This is a genomic window from Variovorax sp. Soil_C_19 (assembly GCF_057657255.1).
On record NZ_JBDGIV010000018.1, the window covers coordinates 32,655 to 55,760 of the forward strand.

At 69.9% G+C, this 23,106-nt stretch carries 26 protein-coding genes; 9 read left to right on the plus strand and 17 right to left on the minus strand.

The window, feature by feature from the left end:
- Nucleotides 1-26 precede the first annotated feature (26 nt).
- Genes AC3A6R_RS24205 through AC3A6R_RS24215 form a run of 3 tightly spaced genes read right to left on the minus strand, consistent with a single transcriptional unit; the run spans nt 27 to nt 3,480 of the window.
- Nucleotides 27-758 (minus strand): VOC family protein, encoded by a 732-nt coding sequence (locus AC3A6R_RS24205; RefSeq protein WP_487865851.1) that lies wholly within the window; start codon nt 756-758, stop codon nt 27-29.
- A 2-nt stretch (nt 759-760) separates the two neighbouring features.
- A complete protein-coding gene (locus AC3A6R_RS24210) occupies nt 761-1,735 on the minus strand; it encodes a tripartite tricarboxylate transporter substrate binding protein (RefSeq protein WP_487858431.1) in 975 nt (324 codons plus the stop codon).
- A gap of 50 nt (nt 1,736-1,785) precedes the next feature.
- Nucleotides 1,786-3,480, minus strand: coding sequence for a thiamine pyrophosphate-binding protein (locus AC3A6R_RS24215; RefSeq protein WP_487858430.1), 1,695 nt, complete (start codon nt 3,478-3,480; stop codon nt 1,786-1,788).
- Between the two features lie 69 nt (nt 3,481-3,549).
- Between AC3A6R_RS24215 and AC3A6R_RS24220 the strand changes: the two genes are divergently transcribed.
- Nucleotides 3,550-4,281 (plus strand): GntR family transcriptional regulator, encoded by a 732-nt coding sequence (locus AC3A6R_RS24220; RefSeq protein WP_487858429.1) that lies wholly within the window; start codon nt 3,550-3,552, stop codon nt 4,279-4,281.
- A gap of 6 nt (nt 4,282-4,287) precedes the next feature.
- On the opposite strand, the gene AC3A6R_RS24225 is transcribed toward AC3A6R_RS24220, so the two are convergent.
- The gene (locus AC3A6R_RS24225) at nt 4,288-5,040 is read right to left on the minus strand and encodes an SDR family oxidoreductase (protein ID WP_487865852.1); all 753 of its coding nucleotides are present in this window, start codon (nt 5,038-5,040) and stop codon (nt 4,288-4,290) included.
- Nucleotides 5,041-5,191: 151 nt separating this feature from the next.
- Nucleotides 5,192-5,986, minus strand: coding sequence for an IclR family transcriptional regulator (locus tag AC3A6R_RS24230; RefSeq protein WP_487858427.1), 795 nt, complete (start codon nt 5,984-5,986; stop codon nt 5,192-5,194).
- A gap of 67 nt (nt 5,987-6,053) precedes the next feature.
- Here AC3A6R_RS24230 and AC3A6R_RS24235 point away from each other — a divergent pair, with 67 nt between their 5' ends.
- The 6 genes from AC3A6R_RS24235 to AC3A6R_RS24260 all read left to right on the plus strand — a co-directional run bounded on the left by AC3A6R_RS24235 (nt 6,054) and on the right by AC3A6R_RS24260 (nt 10,199).
- Nucleotides 6,054-6,518 (plus strand): type II 3-dehydroquinate dehydratase, encoded by a 465-nt coding sequence (locus AC3A6R_RS24235; protein ID WP_487858426.1) that lies wholly within the window; start codon nt 6,054-6,056, stop codon nt 6,516-6,518.
- A 58-nt stretch (nt 6,519-6,576) separates the two neighbouring features.
- Nucleotides 6,577-7,566, plus strand: a complete 990-nt coding sequence (gene dctP / locus AC3A6R_RS24240; RefSeq protein ID WP_487865853.1) for a TRAP transporter substrate-binding protein DctP — start codon at nt 6,577-6,579, stop codon at nt 7,564-7,566.
- A 14-nt stretch (nt 7,567-7,580) separates the two neighbouring features.
- Complete coding sequence (locus AC3A6R_RS24245; RefSeq protein WP_487858424.1) at nt 7,581-8,084, plus strand: TRAP transporter small permease; 504 nt, start codon at nt 7,581-7,583, stop codon at nt 8,082-8,084.
- A complete protein-coding gene (locus AC3A6R_RS24250; protein WP_487858423.1) occupies nt 8,081-9,382 on the plus strand; it encodes a TRAP transporter large permease in 1,302 nt (433 codons plus the stop codon). Before AC3A6R_RS24245 ends, AC3A6R_RS24250 begins: the two co-directional genes overlap by 4 nt.
- 116 nt (nt 9,383-9,498) lie before the next feature.
- On the plus strand, nt 9,499-9,855 hold the full coding sequence (locus AC3A6R_RS24255; RefSeq protein WP_487858422.1) for a hypothetical protein: 357 nt from the start codon (nt 9,499-9,501) through the stop codon (nt 9,853-9,855).
- 5 nt (nt 9,856-9,860) lie between these two features.
- Nucleotides 9,861-10,199 carry a YnfA family protein gene (locus AC3A6R_RS24260; RefSeq protein WP_487858421.1) on the plus strand — a complete coding sequence of 113 codons (339 nt, stop codon included), beginning with the start codon at nt 9,861-9,863 and terminating at the stop codon, nt 10,197-10,199.
- A gap of 10 nt (nt 10,200-10,209) precedes the next feature.
- On the opposite strand, the gene AC3A6R_RS24265 is transcribed toward AC3A6R_RS24260, so the two are convergent.
- Both AC3A6R_RS24265 and AC3A6R_RS24270 read right to left on the minus strand, forming a co-directional pair.
- The gene (locus AC3A6R_RS24265; RefSeq protein WP_487865854.1) at nt 10,210-11,100 is read right to left on the minus strand and encodes a universal stress protein; all 891 of its coding nucleotides are present in this window, start codon (nt 11,098-11,100) and stop codon (nt 10,210-10,212) included.
- Between the two features lie 375 nt (nt 11,101-11,475).
- Entirely contained in the window at nt 11,476-12,066 is a 591-nt protein-coding gene (locus tag AC3A6R_RS24270; protein WP_487858419.1) for an NADPH-dependent FMN reductase, read from the minus strand.
- Between the two features lie 130 nt (nt 12,067-12,196).
- Here AC3A6R_RS24270 and AC3A6R_RS24275 point away from each other — a divergent pair, with 130 nt between their 5' ends.
- On the plus strand, nt 12,197-13,015 hold the full coding sequence (locus tag AC3A6R_RS24275; RefSeq protein WP_487865855.1) for a hypothetical protein: 819 nt from the start codon (nt 12,197-12,199) through the stop codon (nt 13,013-13,015).
- 9 nt (nt 13,016-13,024) lie between these two features.
- Here AC3A6R_RS24275 and AC3A6R_RS24280 read toward each other — a convergent pair whose 3' ends face one another.
- The 4 genes from AC3A6R_RS24280 to pbpC form a co-directional block, all read right to left on the minus strand.
- Nucleotides 13,025-13,690: a hypothetical protein gene (locus AC3A6R_RS24280; RefSeq protein ID WP_487865856.1), complete on the minus strand. Its 666-nt coding sequence runs from the start codon at nt 13,688-13,690 to the stop codon at nt 13,025-13,027.
- A 166-nt stretch (nt 13,691-13,856) separates the two neighbouring features.
- Entirely contained in the window at nt 13,857-15,146 is a 1,290-nt protein-coding gene (locus tag AC3A6R_RS24285; RefSeq protein WP_487865857.1) for a CynX/NimT family MFS transporter, read from the minus strand.
- Nucleotides 15,143-15,823, minus strand: a complete 681-nt coding sequence (locus AC3A6R_RS24290; RefSeq protein ID WP_487865858.1) for a FadR/GntR family transcriptional regulator — start codon at nt 15,821-15,823, stop codon at nt 15,143-15,145. The genes AC3A6R_RS24285 and AC3A6R_RS24290 overlap by 4 nt, the downstream gene beginning before the upstream one ends.
- A gap of 102 nt (nt 15,824-15,925) precedes the next feature.
- Nucleotides 15,926-18,118: a penicillin-binding protein 1C gene (gene pbpC, locus AC3A6R_RS24295; RefSeq protein WP_487865859.1), complete on the minus strand. Its 2,193-nt coding sequence runs from the start codon at nt 18,116-18,118 to the stop codon at nt 15,926-15,928.
- Nucleotides 18,119-18,435: 317 nt separating this feature from the next.
- On the opposite strand from pbpC, the gene AC3A6R_RS24300 reads away from it, so the two are divergent.
- Nucleotides 18,436-18,648, plus strand: coding sequence for a thrombospondin type 3 repeat-containing protein (locus tag AC3A6R_RS24300; RefSeq protein WP_487865860.1), 213 nt, complete (start codon nt 18,436-18,438; stop codon nt 18,646-18,648).
- 6 nt (nt 18,649-18,654) lie between these two features.
- Here AC3A6R_RS24300 and AC3A6R_RS24305 read toward each other — a convergent pair whose 3' ends face one another.
- From AC3A6R_RS24305 to AC3A6R_RS24330, 6 genes are read right to left on the minus strand one after another with little or no spacing between them, the layout of a single operon-like run.
- Entirely contained in the window at nt 18,655-19,281 is a 627-nt protein-coding gene (locus tag AC3A6R_RS24305) for a LysE family translocator (protein WP_487858413.1), read from the minus strand.
- Between the two features lie 26 nt (nt 19,282-19,307).
- Complete coding sequence (locus tag AC3A6R_RS24310; RefSeq protein WP_487858412.1) at nt 19,308-19,577, minus strand: DUF2277 domain-containing protein; 270 nt, start codon at nt 19,575-19,577, stop codon at nt 19,308-19,310.
- 35 nt (nt 19,578-19,612) lie between these two features.
- Nucleotides 19,613-20,677, minus strand: coding sequence for a tRNA 2-selenouridine(34) synthase MnmH (gene mnmH, locus AC3A6R_RS24315; protein WP_487858411.1), 1,065 nt, complete (start codon nt 20,675-20,677; stop codon nt 19,613-19,615).
- Nucleotides 20,670-21,452: a phosphonate ABC transporter, permease protein PhnE gene (gene phnE / locus AC3A6R_RS24320; RefSeq protein ID WP_487865861.1), complete on the minus strand. Its 783-nt coding sequence runs from the start codon at nt 21,450-21,452 to the stop codon at nt 20,670-20,672. Before phnE ends, mnmH begins: the two co-directional genes overlap by 8 nt.
- Nucleotides 21,449-22,279 (minus strand): PhnE/PtxC family ABC transporter permease, encoded by an 831-nt coding sequence (locus AC3A6R_RS24325; protein WP_487865862.1) that lies wholly within the window; start codon nt 22,277-22,279, stop codon nt 21,449-21,451. Before AC3A6R_RS24325 ends, phnE begins: the two co-directional genes overlap by 4 nt.
- The gene (locus AC3A6R_RS24330; RefSeq protein WP_487865863.1) at nt 22,276-23,106 is read right to left on the minus strand and encodes a phosphonate ABC transporter ATP-binding protein; all 831 of its coding nucleotides are present in this window, start codon (nt 23,104-23,106) and stop codon (nt 22,276-22,278) included. Before AC3A6R_RS24330 ends, AC3A6R_RS24325 begins: the two co-directional genes overlap by 4 nt.

Here is a 23,106-nt window from a genome sequence, read left to right on the forward strand (position 1 = left end):
CCAAGCCCCACGCGGGCCCCCCGGTGCTACGAACCGGTCAGCGCGAACGCCACGCCGTGCGTCAGCGCCGGGTCGATCTGGCCAGGGTTGCCGGCCGCATCGACTTTCAACGTGATGGCGCTCGGCCCTTCGCCGCGCGAGCGGCCGGGCTCGGCGTGCAGCGCGATGTCGAAACCCTGCAGGCGCACACGGCCATCACCGGCCATCGCATCGGGGCCGAGCAGCATGCGGTAGCGCGCCAGGCTTTCCTCGACGTCGTGCACGGCGACCTGCACCGCGGCAATGCCGCGCACACCGTTGGCATGGCGGCGCACGTCGCCTTCGGGCACGCGCAGCGCCCGCGGCGTGATGTCGGCGCAGAGAAAAGGCAGGTCGTGCCGCACCTGCCGCGCCGAGCTCCAGGCGATGCGCACGCCATCGGGCCGCTGCCGGGCACCGGGCACGGCGGTCAGTTCGGCCAGCCCGCGTTTGCGCGCGGCGGCCACGGCGGCATCGATGTCCTCTGGCCAGAGCGCGAAGTCGACCAGGCCCTCACCGGCCGCATCGAGCACGCGCCACCAGCGCTCTTCGGGCGAAGGCGCCGAGTAGGCGATCAGCTCGAGGTAGCTGCCGTCGTCGAACACCGCGAGCGCGTTGGCGGTGTTGCGCCCCGGATGCCTGCCGCCGGCAATGACGTTGAAGCCGGCGAGCCGGTAGTCGGCCACCGCCTCGTCGAGCGATTCGACCGCGATCACCACATGGTCCAGCGCCATGGGCATCGTCATTCCTCCAGCTTCAGTTTGGTCTCGCGCACGAAGGCGGTCCAGCGCTCGAACTCGGCGCGCGCATGGCGGTCGACGCCCGGCCCATCGGTGGCCATCACTTCGAAGCCCGCCTGCGTGAGCCTGTTCTTCACCTCGGGCGCCTGCAGCGCGGCGCGGAAACCTTCGGTGAGCGGGCCCAGCTTGTCGGCCGGCGTGGCCGCGGGCGCGAAGATGCCGATCCACGAATAGGCCTGGAAGCCCGGAAAGCCCGACTCGGCCACGGTGGGCACGTCCGGCAGGTCGGGCAGGCGCTCGGTGCCCGTGACGGCCAGCGGCTTGATCTTGCCTGCGGCGATCTGGCCCTTGAGCGCGGCGTAGCTCAGCAGCGTGAGCTGCGAGACGTTGCCCACCACCGCCTGAACGGCCGGCCCGCCGCCGCCGTAGGGCACGTGCAGCACATAGACGCCAGCGCGGCGCTTGATGTCTTCCATGACCAGGTGATTCATGGAGCCGACGCCGGTCGATGCGTAGCTGAAGCGCGACGGTTCTTTTTTCGCCGCGTCGATGAAGCCGCGCAGGTCCTTGGCCGGCACCGAGGCCGAGGCGCCGATCACCAGCGGGAAGCGCACCGCCAGCGTGACGCCGGTGAAGTCCTTGAAGGTGTCGTAGGGCAGGCGCGACTTGGCGATGGGGTTGATGGCGTGCGTGTCGAAGGCCACCAGCACGGTGTTGCCGTTGGGCGCCGACTTGGCCACGTGGCTGGTCGCCAGCTGGCTCGCGGCGCCGGGCCGGTTCTCGACCACCACCGGGCGGCCCAGGCGCTTTTCGAGCTCGGGCTGCATGATGCGCGCCGCGATGTCGGTGCTGCCGCCAGGCGGAAAGGTGACCACCATGTGCAGCGGCGCGTCGGACGGCTGGGCCGCGGCGGCGCCCGCCAGGCTCAGGGCGGCCGCGGCCAGCAGGGCGCGGCGGCGATGGATCGGGAACTGCATCTTGTTGGCCTTTCGATGTGAGTGACTGCTGTTGGACGCTCGATTCTTGCTCAACCCATCCACTGGCTGACCGGCACGGCGGTGTCTTGCAACGGCTGCGAGAGCACGTCGACCAGCGCCGGACCGTCATGCGCCAGCGCCGCCTTGAGCGCGGCCTCCAGCTCGCTCGGGTCTTCCACGCGCCAGGCCTTCACGCCGAAGGCCTCGGCCACGCGCGCATGGTCGGTGCGGTTGAAGTCGACCGAGTAGTAGCGCTCGTCGTAGCCGGTCTTCTGGCTGGCCTTGATCCAGCCGAACACCGCGTTGGAGAACACGATCATCTTCAACGGCACGCCGCGTCGCACGATGGTTTCCATCTCGCCGCAGGTGAAGCCGAAGCTGCCGTCGCCCATCACGGAGACCACCATGGCGTCGGGCCGGCCGAACGCCGCGCCGACGCCTGCGGCCATCGAGAAGCCGAGCGCACCGTGGGCGCGGTTGGTGATGAAGTGGCGCCCGGCCTGCGGTGCGTCGAAGTAGGCGGCGAAATACGGGCACGGCGTGCCGGGGTCGGCCACCACCACGGCATTGGCGGGCAGCAGCCGGTTCAGTGCATCGACCACCCGCTCGGGCTTGATCGGGCGATCGGTCGATCGGGCCAGCCCGGCAAAGAAGGCCTGCTTCTGCGCGCGGCTGCGCGCCACGATCGCGCGGCCGTCGGCGGCATCGGCCGGCCGGTGCGCGATGCGCTCGCCCACCGCCGCGGCCAGCGCGGCCAGGCCCAGGCGTGCGTCGCCGACCAGTGCCACGTCGGTGCGGTAGTTGGTGGCGATGGTGCCGGGGTCGATGTCCAGGTGCAGGATCGCTACCTCGCGTGCCGGCATCTTCCAGTGTTCGGTGGTGGTCGAGCCCGCGCGCGCGCCGACGAACAGCACCAGGTCGGCCTCGGCGATGACATCGCGCGTGGCCTCGACGCCGCCGTTGGTGCCGATCACGCCCGCATTCAGCGGATGGCTGCTCGGCAGGCTGCCGCTGCCGCTGATGGTGATGCAGACGGGCGCGTTCAGCTGCGTGGCCAGCGCCTCCAGCGCGGCATGGCCGCCCGAGATGACCACGCCGCCGCCGCACACGATGACCGGGCAGCGCGCCGCCACCAGCTTGTCGGCCGCGCGTTCGACCTCGGCCGGGTCGGGCGCGAAGCGGTAGGCGGGGTAGCGGTCGTGCCCCGGCTGCGCCCAGACCTCAGCCGGATCGATGGCGTGTTTCTGCACGTCGTAGGGCAGGCAGATGTGCGTGGCGCCGGGCCGGCCGGTGACCATGGCGCGGAAGGCGCTGCGCACCGCGTGCGGGATCTGGTCGACGCGGTCGATCGTGGTGTTCCACTTGGTCAGCGGCTGGTAGAGCGCCTGCTGGTCGAGTTCGGTCAGCGGGAACTTGCCGCGCGCGCCGACCGACACGTCCGAGGTGATGCCCAGCACCGGAATGGCCGATTCGTTGGCTTCCACCAGTCCGGGCAGCAGGTAGGTCGCGCCGCCGCCGCTCGGACCTTCGCAGATGCCGGGCTTGCCGGTGACGCGGGCATAGGCGTCGGCCATGTAGGCGGCGCTGCGCTCGTCGCGCGTGAGCACGTGGTCCATGCCGTGGTCGAGGCGCGCCAGTGCGTCGTAGAAGGGCAGGCTGGTGTCGCCGCACAGTCCGAAGATGTGCTTGACGCCGTTGAGTTGCAGCATGCGCACCAGCGCGTCCGCGCCGTTCATGGATGACATTCGATAAGCTCCAGCGGGGTGGACCCTGTGGGGGTCCAGTTAAGAACGCATTTCAGTATACTTAAAAACATGCACAAGACAAGCGGCAGCCCGGTGGTCGCGCCCGGCCCCGTCACACCCATCTCCAAGCTGCGGCGCGAACGGGGCTCGGGCGTCTTCGAGGCGCTGCGCGACATGGCGATCTCCTACCAGCTCAAGCCGGGCGAGCGCCTCAGCGAGATCGAGCTGGCCGAGCGGCTGGGCGTGAGCCGAACGCCCGTGCGCGAGGCGCTGGCCCGGCTGGTGAACGACGGCTTCCTGCTGCCCGCCACGCGCGGCTTCGTGCGCCGTCCGCTCGATGTGCAGGAGACGCTCGACCTGTACGAGGCGCGGGTGGCCGTCGAAAGCGCCTGCCTGTCGCTGGCGATCCTGCGCGCCACCGACGAGGACATCGCCCAGGCCCGGACCTACCTGGCTGCGAGCCAGAAGGCGCCGCCCGATGCGCCGGTGGAGCAGTTGGTGGAGCTCGACGAGGGCTTCCATCTGCGCATTGCCGACATGGCACGCAACCAGGAGTTGCGCCGCATGCTGGGCGTGCTGAACGAGCGCATCCGCTTCATCCGCTGGATCGACATGGAGAACGTGGGGCGCAACGCCACGCAGAAGGAGCACCAGCAGATCCTGAAGGCGCTGGCCGCGCGCGACGAAACCGCGGCGCAGCGCGTGCTCAAGGAGCACATCGGGCTGCGCAAGGAGCAGATCGTCGACGCCATCGCCAAGGGCCTGACGCGGATCTACCTGCCCGCCGAGCCGCGGGCCTGAACGGCGTCAGAACGCGGCGTGCTCGGCCGGCCGCGGCCGCCATGCCGGGCGGCGTGGCGCGGCAATGCTGCCGCCTTCGATCGCGCCGGCGATCGAGCGCGCCACCGCCTCGGCGGGCACCGCGATGCGGCGCCGCGTGACCATGCGCTCGAACGCACTGCAGGCCGCGATGTGGTCGGCCAGCGTGATGTTCGCCGCACTCACGTCGGGGCGCACCACCGTCACGCGAATGCGCCCGGCATGCTCCTGCCGCAGGCCTTCGGAAACCGCGTCGATCGCATACTGTGTGCCGCAGTAGACGGCCGAGTTCGGCGACACGCCCTCGGCCGGCACCGGCGCCACGTTGACGATGTGGCCCGCGCCCTGTTCCTGCATCGTCGGCAGCACCGCCGCCATGCCGAGCAGCACGCCGCGCAGGTTGACGTCGATCATCAGCTCCCACTCGTCGACCTTGCGCGTCCACAGCGGCGCGAGCGGCATCACGCCAGCGGCATTGACCAGCACGTCGATGCGGTCGTGCTGCTCGAGCGCGAATTCGGCGAAAGATTCGACGTCGGGGCGCCACGTCACGTCGAGCCGCTGCCAGCTCGCGGTGCCGCCTTCGGTCGCGATCTGCCCGGCCAGCGCCTCGAGCCGCTCGGTGCGGCGGGCGCCGAGCACCACCTTGGCGCCGCGGCGTGCCAGCAGGCGCGCAGTGGCTTCGCCGATGGCGCCGCTCGCGCCGGTGATGAGGACGACTTTCTCCTGGATTGCGCTCATGTGAAACTCCTCTGCGGTCTGTCTGAAGCATGGCGCAGGGGCTGCGCCGGCCATGCAGGGAAGTTTCGTGCCGACACTGCGGCGGGCGGTAGACGAATCGAACGGCGTTCTTGCCTGATCCTGCAATCCGCGCGGGAAGAAGCGGGCCCGATCAGCCCTTGCCGAGCGCGGGCCGCCCGAACAGGCTCGACGCATTGCTGACCGGCCCGAGCTCGGCGGTGGCGGCCAGCAGCGCGGGCGCGAGTTCGTGCATGCGGTCGCTGCCCAGGCGGGTGCGCGGCCCCGCGATGCTGATGACGCCGATCACTTCCTTGCGGCGGAACACCGGCGCGGCCATGGCCGACATGCCGGGCGCGAAGACCTCGTCGATCATCGCGTAGCCGCGCACCCGCGCCGCGTGCAGGTAGCCGAGCAGCGCACGGATCGTCGTGGGCGCCTTCGGACCGTATTCGGCCGGCGTGCCGAAGCCCTGGCGCGAGACCAGTTCGAGCGCGCGCTCGTCGCTCAGCGTCATCAGCCAGGCATGGCCCGACGAGGTGCACGACAGGCGCGCGTCCATGCCCATGTCGGGGTCGTAGCGCAGCCCCGCCTGGCGCAGGCCCTGCGACTTGGCGACCCAGGTCAGGCGATCCTCGTCGACGATCGACAGGCGGACCAGCTCGCCCGAAGCCTGCCCGAGCCGCTCCAGCAGCGGCTCGGCCACGTTCACGATGCCCGCGCCGCTCAGGAAACCGAGCCCGAGCGACACCACCTTGGTGGTCAGCACATAGTCGCCCTGCTTGCGTGCCTGCCGCACGTAGCCGCGGCGCTGCAGCTCCGCGAGCAAGCGGTGGCAGGCGCTCGGCGGAATGTCGAGCTCGGACGCGAGCAGCGTCAGCGGCAGCCCCTGCGGATGGTGCGAGAGATGCTCCAGCACGGAGAGGCCACGGTCGAGGGAGATGCTCATGCGCCGCATTATGAAATAGGTTTCCAGTCTGGAAAGCCTTTGGCGGCCGGGCCGAAGAATCGGCCGCATGCGTCCCATCGTCTACATCCTCAACGGCCCCAACCTCAACCTGCTCGGCGTGCGCGAGCCGCACCTGTACGGCAGCACGACGCTGGCGCAGGTGGAGCAGCTCTGCCGCCGCGTGGCGGACGAACTGGGCCTCGGCTGCGAATTTCGCCAGAGCAACCACGAAGGCGTGCTCGTCGACTGGGTACAGGAAGCGCGCGAGCGTGCCGCGGCGGTCGTCATCAATCCGGCGGGGCTGTCGTTCCGCTCGATCCCGCTGCTCGATGCGCTCAAGACGCTGGACCAGCCGATCGCCGAAGTCCACGTGACCAACATCCATCGGCGCGACGCGCTCTATCAGAATTCGCTGGTCTCGCTGGCGGCCACCGGCGTGATCTGCGGCTTCGGGCCCTTCGGCTACGAGCTCGCGCTCCGGGCGCTGGCCCAGCGGCTGGCGCCGGAGCCCGCGGCGGCCACCGCGGCCTGAGCCCGCCTTCGCCTTCGTTCATCATTCCAATCGCCAAGAGAAAACAGGAGACAAAACCATGAACCGTTCCATCGACCGCCGCACGCTGCTGGGCGCGGGTGCCGCGCTGGCCGCCGGTGCCGCCGTGCCGGCCTGGGCCCAGGGCCAGCCCACGCTGCGCTTCGCCGCCGTGTTCTCCGACAAGGACATTCGCGCCGACATGATGAAGCAGTTCGCCAAGGACATCGAGGCCGACTTCAAGGTCGAGATGTTCCTCAACTCGACGCTGTTCCGCCAGGGCACCGAACTCGTGGCGCTGCAGCGCGACAACCTCGAGATGGGCAACATAGCGCCGCAGGACATCTCCAAGCAGGTGCCCGCATGGTCGCTGCTCACCTCGGCCTACCTGTTCCGCGACGCCAACCACCTGAACAGCTTCTTCGCGAGCGACCTCGCAACGCAGATGAAGAAGATGGTCGAAGACCAGCTCAAGGTGAAGATCCTCGGGCCGACCTTCTTCGGCACGCGCCACGTCGGCATCAAGCCCAAGAAGCGCATCAACGCGCCCGCCGACCTGGCCGGCATCAAGCTGCGCATGCCGCCCGGCGACACCTGGCAGATGCTGGGCCGCTCGCTCGGTGCCAACCCCACGCCCATGGCCTACGCCGAGACCTACACCGGCCTGCAGACCGGCGCAATCGACGGCCAGGACAACCCGCTGCCGAACGTGCAGAACATGAAGTTCTACGAGGTCATGTCGCAGATCGTGCTGACCTCGCACCTCGTGGCTTTCGACGTGCTGGCCGTCAACATGAAGACCTGGCAGGGCATGGCGCCCGCGAAGCAGCAGGCCTTCCAGGCCGCCGCCGACAAGGCCATCGCCTGGAGCACCGCCGAGCACCAGAAGCGCGAGGCTGAACTGGCCGAGAGCTTCCGCAAGCAGGGGCTCGAGGTGTATGCGCCCGACATCGCCGCCTTCCGTGCACATGCGCAGAAGGCGTACCTCGCCTCGGCCGACGCCAAGAGCTGGCCGGCCGGCATGCTCGACAAGATCAACGCCATGAAGTGAAGGCGGCTGCTGCAATGCTCGGCCGCATCCTCCATCTGCTGCACCGCTTCGCCGAGGCGGTTGCGGCCACGCTTCTGGCGGTGATCTTCGTCGCCTTCATCGTGCAGATCGCTGCGCGCTACATCTTCGACTGGCCCGTGGGCTGGACCACCGAGCTCTCGCTCGCGGCCTGGCTCTGGCTGGTGCTGTGGGGCGCGGCCTTCGTGCTGAAGGACGAGGAAGAGATCCGCATCGACATCGTCGCCGGCATCGCCAGCCGGCGCGTGCGGCGCGTCGCCGGCGCCGTGGCCTCGCTCGGCGTGATCGTGCTGTTCGGCATGTCGCTGCCCGCGTCGTACGACTACGTGAGCTTCATGAAGGTCGAGAAGAGCTCGTACCTCGGCATTCGCATGGACTGGCTCTATGCGATCTACCTCGTCTTCGTCGTGGCCGTCATCGCCCGCAACCTTCGCCTGCTCGTGCGCGGACCCGCGCGCACCGCGCCTGCCGATCCATCCGCTTCTCCCTCCGCATTGTGAATTTCACCAGTCCCCTCTCGCTGGCGCTCTACGCGATCGTGGCGCTCAGCCTGCTCGGCGTGCCCGTCGGCCACGCGATGATCGCCGGCTCGGTGCTGTACCTGTACCTCAAGGGCATGGACATGGGCGCCGCGGCCGAGCAGCTGCTCAACGGCACCTACTCGAGCTTTCTGCTGCTCGCGATTCCGCTCTTCATCCTCGCGGCCACCATCATGAGCTCGGGCAGCATCCTCGACCGGCTGCTGCGCTTCTGCAATGCGCTCGTGGGCCGCTTTCCGGGCGGACTCGCGCAGGTCAACGTGCTGCAGAGCATTGTGTTCGCGAGCATGTCGGGCTCGGCGCTGGCCGATGCCGCGGGCTCCGGCAAGCTGATGCAGGCCATGATGACCCGCGACGGCAAGTACACGCCGGGCTTCGCCGCCGCGCTGAGCGCGGTTTCGGCGGTGATCGGCCCCATCCTGCCGCCCTCGATCCCGCTGGTGCTCTATGCGCTGGTGTCGGGCACCTCGATCGGCTATCTCTTCATCGGCGGCGTGCTGCCCGGCCTGCTGCTCGGTGCGGTGCAGATGGCACTGATCTACGTGCTCGCGCGGCGCCGCGGCTTTCCGGTGGAGCCGAGGGTGCCGCTGCGCGAGATGCCGCGCATCACGCGCGAAGCGCTGCCGGCGCTGATGCTGCCGGTGATCCTGCTCGGCTGCCTCTACAGCGGCGTGACCACGCCCACCGAGGCCGCCGGCATCGCCGCCGCCTATGCGCTGCTGATCTCCGTCGGGCTCTACCGCAGCATGCGCTGGGCCGACCTGTACCAGTCGCTGCTGTCGAGCGCGCGCATGAGCGTCTCGATCGGCATGCTGATCGCGGGTGCGCTGGTGTTCAACTACGTGATCACGTCGGAGAACATTCCCGCCACGCTGAGCACCGCGATGAAGGGCTTGAGCCTTTCGCCGATGGCCTTTCTGCTGCTCGTCAACCTGATCCTGCTGGTGCTCGGCGCCTTCCTCGAAGGCTCGACCATCATCCTGATCATCCTGCCCGTGCTGCTGCCGACCGCGGTGTCGCTGGGCATCGACCCGGTGCACTTCGGCGTGATGGCGGTGCTGAACATCATGATCGGCCTCGTCACGCCGCCTTACGGGCTGCTGCTGTTCATGATGAGCAAGATCGCCAATGTCTCGATGGCGGTGCTGGTGCGGGAAGCCTTTCCGTTCCTGCTGGTCATGTTCGGCGCACTGGCGCTGGTGACGGTGTGGCCCGACCTGGTGCTGTTCCTGCCGCGTCTGGCGGGGTATTCGGGCTAGCAGGCGACGGGGACGCCCTGCGTCCAACAGGGCACAGCGGTCGTCGACGTGACGCTCCGTTGCTCGGATACGATCCGTGCCGACGCGCTCTTTTCACAGCGCCACGGTTCGACGACATGATCACCGCCCTCTACTACTTTCTGATGCTCCTGCTTGGATTCGCCTGGTACAAATACGGGCAGAAACAGCTCCGCAAGGGGCGCTGGAACGAGAACGGCGAACGCAACGAAGGGGTCGCGGGGCCGGTGGGCTTGCTGATGGCCGCTGCGCTGGCCTGCTACTTCCTGTTCGAGTTCGCACGCGCGCTGGTCAGGGGCGAAGTGCCATGCGTCGGCAAGGCCTGCAAGATGCAGGTCTACACCTTGGCAACGAATGCTGGCGACTACTGGGCCAACATGTTCTTCCTTGCCTGGTTGGTGCTCGGTTTGGGCTATGCGGTGTACGTCACGCTCAAGATCTGGTTTCGGGACTAGGCGCCATGGACGTTCTCAAGACCTTCGGCCTCTTCATCGTCACCGCGCTGGCCGAAATCGTCGGCTGCTACCTGCCTTACCTTTGGCTCAAGCAAGGCCGCTCGGCCTGGCTGCTGGTGCCGGCGGCACTGAGCCTGGCGCTTTTCGCGTGGCTGCTGTCGCTCCATCCGACGGCCGCGGGCCGCGTGTATGCGGCCTACGGCGGGGTCTACATCGGCGTTGCCATCCTGTGGCTCTGGGCTGTGGACAAGGTGACGCCATCCACGAGCGACTGGGTCGGCGTGGCGGTGTGCTTCATCGGCATGGCGATCATCATGTTCGGACCGCGCGGCGCGGGGCGCTGAGGCGGCGGATTCAGTCCATCCGCACCTCGCATCTGAAGCGCGCCTGCCGTTGGGCGATGGCGTCGTGCGGCACCACGAGCACGTCGCTCGCGGCCCCGCGAAGCACGCGCTGCGCCACGCTGCCGCAGAGAAAGTCCATGAGCGCCGGGCGCCTGCGCTTGCCGACCACCAGCAGGTCGGCGCGGGTGTACTGCTGCTGCACGGCCAACTGGCGCGCGGGGTCGCCGCGCCCGACAGATGAGACTACGCGGTTGCGGCGCGCGCTCGACGCGTCCGACAGCCGCAGCAGCCGCTCACGCGCATGGCGTGCGCAGGTCTCGCGGTAGTGCTCGATGATGCGCGTCGACACGTCGGCGTAGCGCAGCTTGCCTTCGTACGCGGGGCTGAAGGCGTGGAACATCTCGACCTCGGCCGCACCGTCGAAGGCGCAGGCCATGTCGACCAGCGCGCCCGCGTCTCGCCGCAGATCGACGGCGACGAGGATGCGCGCGTAGCCGCCCGCCGCCGCAGCAGCAGCGAGCCGGCTCACCAGCACGGGCTTGGCCGCGCTGCGCAGCAGGCGCTCGGCGGCCTGGCCGTGGAAGAAGGCCGGGAGCGAACGGTCGACCTCGTCGCCGATCACGATCAGGTCGCACCAGCGCGCCTCTTCCGCGGCGGCATCGAACCGTCCGCTGGCATCGTCGACCTTCTTCACGAGGATGCCGAAGCCCTCGGCCGTCTCGAGGCAGAGCGCGCCAAGGCGTTGGGCCGCGTCGGCATCGGCCGGCGCCGCGAAGGCCGCGGGCGCATACATGATCTTCAGCAGAGCGCCGTGCGCCTGCGCAAGGAAGGCCGCGCGCGCCACGGTGTGCAGGCCGCGCACGGACAGGTCCGTCAGCGCGAGGATGGATTGGATGTTCATCGGTGCTCTTTCCGCATGGCAAGGCCGCCGCGGCCGCACCCGCCTGCATGGAGGCGATGCGGCCGCGAACAGCGGGAGAAATCAGCTTGGAAAAAAGCGCGGCATGCCCGCAGAAAGGGGCGCGCCACCGCGCGGGGCGGGTGCCCGGCGGTCGATGTGAATGCTGAAAAAGGGAAGGGGGAGGCTGACCGCCGGGCTCAGGGATGTGCGAGGGTCTGGTGCGACCCCGCCATCATCCGCACGGTGAAGACCGTGCGCGATGTGTCGCGGATGGGAGCCTGGCGTTGCATGGCGCCGAGTGTAGGAAAGCCCGCGCGCAAAGGCAACGAGAGGCCTCACGTTCTCTGCCAGATTGCGCGGGCGATCCGCGCGTGCTCAGTAAGGCGGTGCCTTGCGCGAGCGCTGCGCGCGTGCCGCTTCGGTCCACCATGCGAGGTCGTCGGCAAAGCGGCCGAAGGCGCGGTCCAGCGACTCGCCCGCGCTGCCCGTGGGCTTGGCTGCCGCATCGAGCGTCTGCGAGATCGGCCCGACGGCGAGCGTGCTCGACACTACGACCATGCCCATTTCCGACAGGATCGAATGCCAGGCCGTGCCCGAGCGCACGCCCGAGAAACGCCCCGCCGAGTAGCTCGCGATGGCCGCGGGGCGCCAGAACCATTCCTCGAGGAAGTGGTCGGTGAGGTTCTTCAGGCCCGGTTGCGGTCCCCAGTTGTATTCGCCTGTGACGAAGACGAAGGCGTCGGCGGCCTTGATCTTCTGTGCCAGGGCTTCCATGGCCGGCGGTGCGCTGCCCTTGGGATATTCCTTGTACATGCGGTCGAGCATCGGCAGCCCGACGGCCTGGGCGTCGACGAGTTCGGCGTCGGCACCGCGCGCACGCAGCCCGGCGACCAGGTAGTCGGCGAGCCGGATGCCCATGCGGTCCGAGCGGTACGAGCCATAGAGAACCAGGATCCTGTCGGTCATGCGTCGTCGCTCCATGCGTTGCGGGCCACGGCGGCCCACGGCAAAGGCTACCCCATCGGTGCGGGCAGTGGGTAGCCTGGCATTATTTGGTAGCAGCATCTTTGCCATCGCGTCGCTACCATTGCCGGCGATGAACCAGCCGCCCGCCTTTCTCCCCGCTGCTGCTTCGGCGCTGCCGATGCTCCTTGCCTTGTCGATGGCCGCCGGCCCGGCGTTGGCGGCAACGCCATCGGCCCAGGTGTTCGTCGCGGTGCAGAAGCCCGAGGCGGTCGATCCGGACTGGCGCGTGCGCCTTTGCGCGCTGCTGCCCCAGCCCTGCGTCGCGCAGGCGCTGGGGCTGTACAAGCCGCGTGGCGGCGCCGCAGGCGACTATGCGGTGGTCTCGGTCGAGCCGCTTGCCATTGCGCGTGTGCAGCGCGGCGGCAGCGGCAAAGGCGCGGGCGGCTGGCAGCTGCAGCGGCTGCACGACTTCAGCGGCTATGCCGAAGCCATCCGCAAGGACTCTGGCAACCCGATGTCGGGGGCAGACCTGTCGCTCGCGCCCGCGCTCTATCCCGTGGCCGAGGGCCAGTGGGCCGTGGCCGTGGTGCAGACAGTGTCGGAGTCGTATTCGGGCGGCGGCGCCGCGTTCAGCAAGGCCGATTTCGTGCCGCTCGAAGGCACGCGCATGGTGGCCGAGGGCATTCCTTTTTCGTGCACGAAGATGGTCCGCGCCTGCTTCAGCGAGAAGGAATACAAGCAGTCGAAGCACTGCCACGACGAAAGCAGCGGCAGCCTGCGCATCACCTATGGCGAACCGGTGCGGCCCGGCGAGCCTTACCGCTGGCAATACACCTGGCTGCAGAGCGACTGGCCGGCGCATGCGCCCGCGAACGCCGCCACCACCTCGCGCCTGCACTTCGCCGCCACCACGACCGAGCGGGTCGGGTTCTGCGGCGGGCCGCAGTAGCTGGGACGCCTAGGCAACGTTCGCCGTCACCCAGCGATTGAACGCATCCTGGGAGTCGGACCCGCCCATGTTGTCGGGGTGCGGAACGATTTCGGATCCCGCTGACGGCAGCGTCACGCCAAAGGTGGCGCAGACCCATTCCTGGAAGGCCTTGTTGGGTTGGACTGCGAACGTCTCATCCGTTGGCTGGGTGGCTGGCGGCTCGGCGAATTGCTCGCCCCAGCAGATCTCGTCGTAACCGATGGCCAGCAAGCGAAGGAAATCGACAGGAGTGTCTGCAAGAACACAGACCATCGTCGATCCGGAGCCGGACCCGAGGTGGACGATCCTCTGCTGTCCGGAGGGGTCCAGCCAGAACGCGGCCATCGACCCATCGGCGCCGGTCTTCGCGAACACGCAAAGCCGGTTCAGCACCTCGGGGCGCTCGTGCCCGAACCAGTACTTGAGATGCGCATTGCCCTGCGCGGCGAACTCGATGAGCGTACCGCCGGGCCGGCTGCTATCGATCCATCCGGCCTGCATCTCCGCGTCTGGAAAAAGAAAGCCGATACGCCCCTTCTCGGCATCGACATAAAGCTCGCGGCTTTCGATCCAGGTGAACAGCTGCTCGAAAGCATCGGGCAGGAACATTCCGGGCAGCAACGTCGAGGCGATCTGTTCTGCAAGCTTGTTCATGTCGTCCTGTACGGCGGTTGAGTGGCGGTTTCGGCGGACTATATCGGGCGTGCACGCAGCGGCACGGCCCCGTCGATTGAAAAGCCAGCATCGCGTGACGAACCTCCCGGATCAGCCACAAGAATGTCATCCGCTCCGGCCGCGCGGCACGCTCGGGCGGTGGTTCTCAGGCGCCTCCTCCACGCCGCGGTACCGTCACCGCCCCGACGTAGAGCGTGCGGCCCGCACCGAGGCCGGCCAGCACCAGCGCAATGCCGAGCCCGACGAAGAGCCAGGCCGACGCGCGGAAGCTGCCGGTCCAGCCGTGCAGCAGGCCCGCGACGAGCGGGCCGAGCGCGGCCACCATGTAGCCCACGCCCTGCGCCATGCCCGAGAGATGGGCCGCGATGTGCGAATCACGCGAGCGCAGCACGATCATCGTGAGCGCGAGCGCGAAGGTGCCGCCCTGCGAGATGCCCAGCAGCACGCCCCAGAGCCACACGCCGCCGAGCGGCGCGATCAGCATCGCGAGCATGGCCGCCACGGTGAGCAGCGAGAGCACCGCCGCGAGCGCGCGCTGGTTGCGCAACCGCACCGCGAGCGCGGGCACGACGAGGCAGGTCACCACCTGCGTCATGACCGAGAGCGACACCACGTAGCCGGCCACTTCGCTGCCGAGCCCGCGCTCGCGCAGGATCGGCGCGAGCCAGCCCATCACGATGTACGCGAGCGCCGACTGCAAGCCCATGAAGAAGGTGACCTGCCAGGCCAGCGGATCGCGCCAGAGGCCGCGCACGGTGAAGCCCGATTCGCTCGCGACCGGTTCGAGCGGCAGTGCCTGCGGCGCCCAGAGCAGCGTGACCAGCAGCGCGGGCACCGCCCACATCGCGAGCGCGCCGGTCCAGCCGCCGCCAAGCGCATGCTCGAGCGGCACCGTCAGGCCCGCGGCACTGGCCGCACCACCGCACACGGCCATGGTGTAGAGGCCCATCATCAGCGCCGCGTGCTGCGCGAAGTCGCGCTTGACCAGGCCCGACAGCAGCACGTTCGCCACCGCGATGCCGCTGCCCGCAATGGCCGAGGCCACGAACAGCAGCGGGATGCTGCCGATGCCGCGCAACGCGGTGCCCACCAGGATCAGCAGCATGCAGCCGAGCAGCGTGCGCTCGGTGCCGAAGCGCCGGCCGAGCCAGGGCGCGAGCGGCGCGAAGGCGCCGAGGCAGACGATGGGCAGCGTGGTCAACAGGCTCGCGGCCGTGGCCGAGAGGCCGGTGGCCTGGATGATCTCCGGCAGCACCACCGAGAGGCTCGCGAACACGGGGCGCAGGTTGAAGGCGATCAGCACCACGCTGGCGCCGAGCAGGACGCGGCGCGCCAGGCTCGGCGCGGGCGTGGCGCGCGGTGCGGGCAGGCTGTCGGCCTCGGCGTCGATCAGCAACTCCCTGGCCGCCACCGTCTGCACGGGGATTGCGCTCATTCCGCCTCCCGCGCGAGCGCGTCGATCATCGGCGACAGGAAGGTGCGCACCGCCTCGGCCGCGCGGTCGGGATCGCGGCTCGCGATGGCATCGACGATCGCGCCATGCGCGGCGCTGTCGGGCTCGGGCAGGGCGGTGTGCATCGTGCTGGCGATGGTTTCCTTGATGTAGCCGCCGATGAAGCGGCAGGTCTCGGCCAGCGCGAGGTTGCCCGAGATATCGACGATCGCGAGGTGGAAGGCGAGGTCGCGCTCGACGAAGGCCGCGCCGCCGTCGCCGGCATCGGGCACGCCGCGTTTGGCGAGCAGGGCCCGGAGGTTGCGCAAGTCCTTGGCGGTGTGGCGCACGGCCGCGAGGCGCGCGGCCTCCACCTCGAGCGCACGGCGCACCTCGAACTGGTCGCGCAGGCTCGCGCGGCGCAGCTTCTGCAGGCTGGCCGACGGATCGAAGCCCGAGCGCACGTAGGTGCCGGAGCCCTGCCGCACTTCGAGCAGGCCGCGCGAGACCAGCGTCTTGACCGCTTCGCGCACGGTGCCGCGGCTCACGCCGAGCAACTGCGCGAGCTGCGGTTCGATCGGAATGCGCGAGCCGACCGGCCAGCGGCCAGCCGCGATCTCGGCGCGGATGCTGTTGGCCGCGCTGTCGGCCAGGGAAGTGCGAGGTGCCTGCAGGAGCATGGATGCGAAGAAGAGAAAGGGGGCGAACGACCCGGTGGGTCATTGAATCATTGGATGAATTCTGGCCGAGCCGGAATGCCGCAGTCGGCGGCAGGGCAATTGTTAACGCCGGCTTGCGCTCTTGGCGAGCACGCCGGCGCCGCGCACCTCGAGTCGGCGCCGGTCGACCACCTTGCCCGTGGCGTCCACCAGTTCGATCACGTGGCGGCCCGGCCAGGGCAGCCATTGCGCACTGTTGCCGCGCGCGAACGGCTTGCCGTCGAGGTGCCACTGCACGCCGCGGCCTTCGGACTCGAAGCGCACGCGCTGATGCAACGGCGGGATGTCGGGGTCGAGCGCGATGATGGTGCCGTCGGCCGGCGCGGTGATGCGCGCAGGCACTGCGCCCGCGGGTGCGCCGGTGCTGCCGGTGTCGAGTGCGAAGAGCGGCTGTTCGGTGCCCTGCACGAACCATTCGCTGCGTGCGGCTTCGAGCGCATTGCCGTCTTCGCCCGCGCCGAAAGCCACCTGCGCCGCGACCACGCCGGCCGGCGGGCGCGGCGCGCGGCTCGGTTCGCGCGCATGCAGAAAGCGCATCAGCTCGGCCCACACCGGCGCCGCGCCGGTGGTGCCGCTCACGTCCCACATCGCGGCGCCGCTCGCATTGCCGACCCACACGCCGACCGTGTAGCGCTCGGACCACCCCAGGGCCCAGTTGTCGCGCATGTCCTTGCTGGTGCCGGTCTTGACCGCGGTCCAGAAGCGTGTGGAAAGCAGGCTGTCGGGCCCGAAGGTGCGCATGCGTGCATTCGGATCGGACAGGATGTCGCCGACGATGAAGGCCGCACGCGGATCGAACACCGGCGCAACGGGCTTGCGCACGGCGGCAGGCGCGCGCGCGACCAGCGTCGTCGGCCCGTGGCGCCCGCCGTTGGCGAGTGCGCGGTAGGCATTGGCCAGCGACAGCAGCGACACCTCGGCGCTGCCGAGTGCGAGGCTGTAGCCGTAGTAGTCGCCGCTCTCGCGCAGCGGCAGGCCTGCGGCGCGCAGCTGGCGCGCGAAGGATTCGGGCGACACCATCACCAGGGTGCGCACGGCCGGCACGTTGAGCGATGCGGCCAGCGCGGTGCGTACCGACACCGGCCCCTTGAACCGGCGGTCGTAGTTCTGCGGAATGTAGAGCCCGCTGGCGGTGCCGATCTGCGCCGATGAATCGTCGATCAGCGACGCGGCCGTGATGCGCCGCTCGGCGATGGCCTGCGCATAGAGCAGCGGCTTGAGCGTGGAGCCCGGCTGGCGCAGCGCGGTGACCGCATCCACTTCGGCCGCCTGGCTCAGCGGCCCCGACGAGCCGACCCACGCCAGCACTTCGCCGCTCGCGTTGTCGAGCACCACGAGCGCGCCGTCTTCCACATGGCGGCCGCGCAGCTCCTTCAGGTGGCGCTGCAGCGTCTCGAGCGCAAAGCGCTGCAGCGGCGCGCGCAACGTGGTCCGCACGCTGGCGTCGTCCTCGCGCCCGGTCGCGGCGGACTCGCGCAGGTCCCTCAGCGCGCGGCGTGCGGCATGCGGCGCGATGCCCTCGCTCGCATCGAAGGCGCGCCGCTGCACCGCGGCGCTGGTGAACATGTCGAGCGCCTCGCAGTCGATCTTTTCGCCCGGCGCCATGGCTCGCATGACGTCGCAGGCGCGCTGCGCCACGACCGCCGGCTTGGCATTGGGCGCGCGCACCAGCGCGGCGGCCACGCTGGCCTCGCGCGCATCGAGCCCGCTAGGCGCCTTGCCGAACAGCGTGCGCGAGAGTGCATCGATGCCCACGATCTCGCCGCGGAACGGCACGCTGTTGAGGTAGGCCTCGAGGATCTGGTCTTTGCGCCAGCTGCGTTCCAGCTGCGCGGCTGCCACCGTCTGGCCGATCTTCTGCGACAGGGTGCGGCCGCTGTTGGCGCGGCGCAGGTCCTCGTCGAGCAGGCCGGCGAGCTGCATCGTGATGGTCGATGCGCCGCGCGTGCGCGTGTTCCAGAGATTGCCCCAGGCCGCCGACGAGACCGCGCGCCAGTCGACGCCGCTGTGCTCGTAGAAGCGCCGGTCCTCGCTCAGCACCATGGCCGTGCGCAGCGCGGGCGACACGTCGGCCAGCGCGATCCACTGGCCGCGCCGCACGCTGGCGTCGGTGCGCACGCGCTGCAGCAACTCGCCGTGGCGGTCGAGCACCGCCGTGTCCGACGGCCGGAAGCCGCGCTTCACCTCGTCGAAGCGCATCACCGCCGCGGCGGTGGGTACCGCGTGCGCGCATGCCACGGCAGCCACCAGCGCCATGGCGAGGCGGCGGTGTCGGGCGAGGAGGGGCGGGCGGTACGGCATGGAAAAAGAAGCGTGCGAGCAAGGCGCTGCGCGCCATTCTCGGCCAAACGCCCGACGATCCCGCCACGGGAACTGCACCTACCCCGAAACAGGCGCGCCGCTGCCTTCGCCTGGGCGGCCAAATGTCCAAAGTCGCAACACGCACCACATCCCGTAACGAACTTCACGTGCGAGCCTCACAGCGGATACCGCGTCGAGACGGAGGTGGACTTCAATGCGGATTCGGTTTGCCGCAGCGCAGGCCGGCTTCCCACAACGCCAAGGAGAAAATCATGAACAAGACATTGCCCCTTCTGCTGGTCGCATCGGCCGTGCTGGCCGGCTGCGTCGTCGCCCCCGCCTACGACCGTCCGCCGCCGCCGCGCCCGGCCCATGGCGATTGGGACCGCGACCGCGACGGTGTGCCCAACCGCTATGACCGCGACCGCGACAACGACGGCGTGCCGAACCGCTACGACCGCCGGCCGAACAATCCGAACCGCTGAGGCGGCTCAGGCGGGCCGGCGTGCCAACAATGCCCAGACGCCGGCCGCGCTCAGCAGCGAACCGCCCGCAAGGTTGAAGCGCCTCTGCGCACGCGGCGAGGCCAGCAACCTGCGCGCCGATCCCGCGAACACCGCATAGAGCGTGGCGTTCAGCGCCGCCATCGCCACGAAGGTGATCGCCAGCACCCACAGCTGGCGCGTCACGTCGGCTGCGGGGCTCAGGAACTGCGGCAGGAAGGCCACGAAGAACACGATGCCCTTGGGATTGAGTGCCGTCACGAGGTAGGTGTTGGCGAACAGCCGCCAACGCGAATCGGGCGCGGCCGGGGCCGCGATGTCAGTGTTGCCGATGCCGGCGCGCAGCAGCTTGATGCCGAGATAGAGCAGGTACAACCCGCCCGCCCATTTCACCACCGTGAACCAGAACGCAGAGGCCGCCAGCAGGGCGCCGAGGCCGAGCAGCGACACCACCAGCGCAGTGGAGTCGCCCAGCGCCACCGCCGCGACCAGCGGCACGTTGGCGCGCCGGCCGTGCGACATGGAGTAGCTGATGACCGTGAGGATGGTTGGCCCCGGGATGACCAGCAGCACGGCCGAGGCGGCGACGAAGGCGAGCCAGAGTTCGATGGGCATGGGTGTTTTTCTCCAGTGAATAACGTTCAGGTGCCGAAGCGCGCCGCCGACCTGGCCTTCGCGCGCTCGGCCTCGATGGCCCGGTCGCGCGGTTCGGCGCTCGTGACCAGCGCGCCGATCAGCCGTCCGGCGCTCGCGGCCACCTCGTCGACTGCGCGCTCGAAGGCCTGCTCGTTGGCCTTCGACGGCACGCTGAAGCCGCTGAGCTTGCGCACGAACTGCAGTGCGGCGGCGCGGATCTCCTGCTCGGTGGCGGGCGGCTCGAAGTTGTACAGGGTCTTGATGCTTCTACACATGGGTGATTCGCTCCAGTCCTGAAGGGGCGGCGGCGCTAGCCGAGGCGAAGGATCGCGTCGGCCACCGCCTCGATGCCCGCCTCCGTGAGATCGGGCGCCGCGACCTGCCGGCGCTGCGGCCATTGCGCGAAGTGCCGCGCCTGCGAGCGCTCGTAGTGCGGATCGTAGTGAAGCGCCATCAGTTCGGCAAACAGCGGCGCGAGCGCGCCTTCGAACGCCCATTGCTGCCAGCGTTCGACCACCGCCTTGCCCTGCATCTCCTTGAGCTTGCCGAGCTGGGCGGCGAGCGCCTCGCGATCGTCGCCGAGGTAGGCGTAGTCGCGCAGCAGGTAGTCCAGGCGCGCCGCGGCATCGGCCTGCACCTCGATGCAGGCGGCCGCGCGCATCTGGGCGACCAGCGGGATGGGCACCGACAGCCTGCCGATGCGCGCGCTCTCGCCTTCCACGTACACCGTGCGCGCGAGGTCGAGCGTCTCGAAGCAGGTGGCGATGCGCGTCTCGAACTGCTTCTGCGAAGGTTGCGGCACGCCGGGCAGCGCGCCGAGCAGCGAGCCCTTGTGGCTCGCATGGTGCTCCAGGTCGAGCACCTGCGCACCGCGCGCGGCCAGCGCCTGCAGCACGCGCGTCTTGGCGCTTCCGGTGGCGCCGCAGATCACCTGCAGCTGCAGTTGGGGCACGGCGGCCTCGATCTGCGCGAGCACGTGGTGGCGGTAGCTCTTGTAGCCGCCCGCGAGCTGCTGCGCGTCCCAGCCGACCAGGCGCAGCCAGGTGACCATCGAGCCGCTGCGCAGCCCGCCGCGCCAGCAATACACCAGCGGGCGCCAGCTGGGGGGCTGCTCGCCGAAGCGTTCGCGCAGGTGCCGCGCAAGGTTGGCCGCCACCATCGCGCCGCCCACGCGCCGCGCCTCGAAGGCGCCGGTCTGCTTGTAGATGGTGCCGACGATGCGGCGCTCCTCGTCGTCGAGCACCGGGCAATTGATGGCGCCGGGAATGTGGTCGAGCGCGAACTCCGAGGGCGAGCGCGCGTCGATGATGGTGTCGAAGCGCGGCAGGTCGGCCACGCGCGTCGGCTGGTGGCGGGGGTTGGGATGGTCAGGCATGGGCATGTCCCAGGGTAGCGCGCAACCGGCCGCTCGCGAGATCGACCAGCGCCACCAGCGCGAACATGGCGATCAGTACCGTCATGGCCTGCTGCTGCTGAAAGATCGACAGGTGGAAATAGAGCAGCTGGCCGAGCCCGCCGCCGCCGACGAAGCCGAGCACGGCCGCCATCCGGATGTTCATTTCCCAACGATACAGCGCATAGGCCACCCACTGCGGCAGCACCAGCGGCAGGCTGCCGTAGCCGAAGGCGGCCACGGCGCCGGCGCCGCCGAGGGCGAGCGCCTGTTCGGGCTCGCGCGGCGCGTTCTCGAGGCTTTCGGCGAACAGGCGGCCGAGCACGCCCGCGGTGTGCAGCGCCAGCGCGAGCGCGCCCGCGAACGGCCCGATGCCCGCGGCCAGCACCATGAGCGCGGCCCACACGAGTTCGGGCACGCTGCGCAGCAGGTTGAGCACGAAGCGCGTTGCGTGGCGCAGCACCGCGCCCGCACGGCCCGCGGCCGCCAGCGCGAGCACTGCTCCCGCCGCGGCCGCGAGCACCGTGCCGAGCGCCGAGACGGCCAGTGTCTGCAGCGCGCCCCAGCCGACCTTGGCGAGAAAGCCGCGCGACAGGTCGGGCGGAAAGAACTCGCGCACGAAGCGGCCCATGAAGCGCAGCGATTCGCCGCTCGCGAGCGCGCTGTAGTCGACGCCGAGGTAGACGAAGCTCGCGGCCACCGCCACGAGGATCGAGAGCGCGGCCACGCGGCAGCGCACGCACACCGGTGCCTTCATGCCAGCAGCCTCCGCAGCGCATGGCTCAGCGCATCGGCCAGCAGCACGAGAAGCAGGAACACCAGCAGGATGCTGCTGGCTTCGCCGCCGTTGAGCATCTTCATCGACTGGTCCATCAACTGGCCGAGCCCGCCGGCACCGACGAAACCCATCACCACCGAGGCGCGCACCGCGCATTCCCAGCGGTACACGGTGTACGACGCCAGCTCCTGCGCGGTGTTGGGCAGCAGGCCGTAGCACAGCGCCGCGATGCGCCCGCTGCCGCCTTCGAGCAGCGCGCGCGCGGGGCGCGTGTCGGTCGATTCGAGGATCTCTGCGTAGACCTTGCCGAGCATGCCGCTGTAGGTGATGGCGAGCGCGAGCACGCCCGCACCCGGGCCGAGGCCGAGCGCGCGCACGAAGAGCAGGGCCCAGACGATCTCGGGAATGGCGCGCAGCACCATCAGCACCAGCCGGCCCGATTGCCGCAGCACCGCGCCCAGCTTGCGGCCGGGCCCGGGGCCGATGCGCGAAACCGACAGCGCGCGCGTGGTCGCAAAGGCCAGCGGCACGGCGATGACGAACGCCAATGCGGTGCCGGCCGTGGCCATGGCCAGGGTCTCGAGCGTGGCGCGGCCCAGCAGCACCAGGAAAGAGGGCGCGGTTTCGGGCGGCAGGAAGCCCGCGAGAAAGCCACCGACCACCGAGAGGTTGCCCGGCGCGAACAGCGCGGAGGGATTGAACTCGGCCAGTTGCAGCATGGGCCAGGCGATGGCGAGCGCGAGCAGCGTCCAGCCCAGGCGCACGCGCGCCTGCGGATCGCGCGTGGGTAAAAACGCTGCGCTCACGGACAGTCCGGCGGCACGAAGGCCGGCTCGCGCAGCGCATTCACGGCCTGCGGCGCCTGCGCGGCGGCGCGCGCGGCCTCCAGCCCGCCTTCGCTCGCATAGAGCGCGTCGAGCATGGCGGCGTCGACGTCGCCCGCGGGCAGATCGAACATCACGCGGCCATCGCGCATGCCGACGATGCGCGGAAACCGGCGCAGCGCCAGGTCCACCGCATGCAGCGACGCGACCAGCGTGGCGCCGGTGGCCTCGGCCTGCGCGACCAGCTCATGCACGGTGGCCTCGGCCAGCGTCGGGTCGAGCGCGGAGACCGGCTCGTCGGCCAGCAACAGCGCGGGCCGCTGGTAGAGCACGCGGGCCACGCCCACGCGCTGCAACTGGCCGCCCGAGAGGCGATCGCAGCGTTCGAACAGCCGGTCTTCGAGCGCGAGGCGCGACAGCACCGCATGCGCGCCCGCGATGTCCGAAGGGCGCAGCAGCGAAGCGATCGCCCGCGCGGTCGACCACTGGCCGAGCCGGCCCGACAGCACGGCCGTGACCACGCGCAGCCGTGGCGCGATCGGCGGCGCCTGGTGCACGGTGCCGATGCGTGCGCGCAGTTTGCGCAGCGCGGCGGCGTCGAGCTGCCAGGGAGATGCGTCGAGCAGCCGCACGCTGCCTTCGGTCGGGCGCAGCGCGGCGCCGAGCACGCGCAGCAGCGTGGTCTTGCCGGCGCCCGACGGGCCGATCACGGCCATGCGCTCGCCGGCGCGTGCGGCGAGCGACACCCCGGCCAGCGCGCGCTGGCCGTTCGGGTGCACCACGCCGGCCGTGTCGATCGAGAAGCTCAC